Origin of the sequence: Nostoc sp. 2RC (assembly GCF_014222165.1) — a bacterium.
Taxonomy (GTDB): Bacteria; Cyanobacteriota; Cyanobacteriia; order Cyanobacteriales; family Nostocaceae; genus Nostoc; species Nostoc linckia.
Window position 1 is genome coordinate 1 of sequence record NZ_JACKZU010000654.1, and the last position, 1,983, is coordinate 1,983.

Consider the following 1,983-nt stretch of genomic DNA (forward strand, 5'->3'; position numbering starts at 1 on the left):
AAGATGGGGGAGTGTGGGGAGAAAGATTTCTTCCACATCCTCCCACACCTCCCACACCTCCCACACCCCCCGCTTGCCCAATGCCCCATTCCCCATACTCAATAAATGAAGTTACTGCTAAGAAATATTAAAATTTCGGTTACAATAAGGCTGCGTTAACTTTTGTCGAAATTGGGGGCAATACACTAAAAAATCCCTGCTCACAAGTGGTGGATACCGTTATTGCGTGTTTCTTCCCAGAACAAGGTGCTGCTGCCTTGCTATCACTTGGCCTAAACTAGAGTTTCCGTTGCTGAAGCTCTATAGCCTACAAGCTTCCTAGCCAAGGGGCTATCAAAGGAATCAAGCTTGTGTCTAGGAGTGGCAATTAAACACAGTAGCAGCGAGAACAATGCTAGTCCCAGAAGCTCTTGGCTTAGGGATGGTGGGTACTATAGTTTGCCCATTTCGATTAATATCGGAAAAAGTAATTAGGGATATTTGTCCGTAAAATTACTAACTGTACACAAATAGTGGTTTTTGAATCAAGTAAGCCAACCTATGCCAGCGAATTCCTGGCCCGAAGAAGATTCTTATCAAGAGCTCGATCCACTCAACTCTTTGTTGTCTGACCTCTCAGTAGATGAGGAGTCTGTGTTAGAGACAAAATCTATGTCTCTACCATCCCGGTTTCAAGGTCGTAGAGGTAAAGCAGCTCTGGTCTTGACTATTGTCTGGAGTGGCACGATCGCTCTGCATTTAGTTTCTTGGGCATCTATATTCATATTAGGATTGACCACCATTTTAAGTCTTCATGCTTTGGTGGTAGTGTTTACTAAACCTCGTCGCTCACCAAAAGAAATGCAGGGAGATTATCCCTATGTATCTGTGTTAGTGGCTGCGAAAAATGAGGAAGCGGTAATTGGTAAATTAGTCCAAAATCTTTGTAATCTGGATTATCCAGATGGCAAATACGAAGTATGGATAATTGACGATCGCAGTACTGATAATACGCCCCATTTATTAGCAGAACTACAGCACAAATATGACAAACTAAAAGTACTGACGCGCTCAGCAGACGCCAGTGGCGGAAAATCAGGGGCACTAAATCAAGTACTACCGCTTTCCAAGGGCGAAATCATCGCAGTATTTGATGCTGATGCCCAAGTAACACCAGATTTATTATCACAGGTAATACCTTTATTCCAAAGAGAAAATGTCGGGGCGGTGCAGGTGCGAAAAGCAATAGCCAACGCCAAAGATAATTTTTGGACTAAGGGTCAAATGGCCGAAATGGCCCTGGATACCTGGTTTCAACAACAGCGCACAGCCCTTGGTGGAATTGGCGAATTGCGCGGTAATGGTCAATTTGTCAGACGTTCAGCTCTGTTAAGCTGCGGTGGCTGGAATGAAGAAACCATCACCGATGACTTGGATTTAACAATCCGCCTACATTTGGAACAATGGGATATTGAGTGTGTTTCCCATCCAGCAGTGCAAGAAGAAGGAGTGACAAAGGCAATTGCACTCTGGCATCAGCGCAACCGATGGGCGGAAGGTGGATATCAGCGTTACTTGGATTATTGGGATTTAATTCTCAAAAATCGCATGGGAACCCGCAAAAGCTGGGATTTGCTGATGTTTATGCTGATTATGTATATTTTGCCCACAGCAGCAGTACCAGATTTATTAATGGCGATCGCTCGTCATCGTCCGCCAATATTAACCCCCATCACCAGCTTGTCCATCACCATGTCAACCATCGGCATGTTCACAGGCTTGAGACGAATACGTCAAGAACGGGAATTCTCATTTTCTACGTACTTTACCTTATTGCTACAAACCATACGCGGCAATTTATACATGCTGCACTGGCTAGTAGTTATGAGCAGCACAACCGCCCGTATGTCCATCAGACCAAAGCGCCTGAAATGGGTGAAAACCTTGCATACTGGGACTGGGGACTAGGGAGATGGGGAGATGGGGAGCAAGGGAGATGGGGAG

1 protein-coding gene is annotated in these 1,983 nt (G+C 45.1%); it reads left to right on the forward strand.

The genetic code is table 11. The annotated features are described in order from the left end of the window. Nucleotides 1-540: 540 nt before the first annotated feature. Nucleotides 541-1,947, forward strand: a complete 1,407-nt coding sequence (locus tag GNE10_RS34175) for a glycosyltransferase family 2 protein (protein WP_185570458.1) — start codon at nt 541-543, stop codon at nt 1,945-1,947. Nucleotides 1,948-1,983: the final 36 nt, after the last annotated feature.

Bases quoted from the DNA above. Each gene is read 5' to 3' on its own strand.
- GNE10_RS34175 (WP_185570458.1), top strand. From the start codon at position 541: ATGCCAGCGAATTCCTGGCCCGAAGAAGATTCTTATCAAGAGCTCGAT.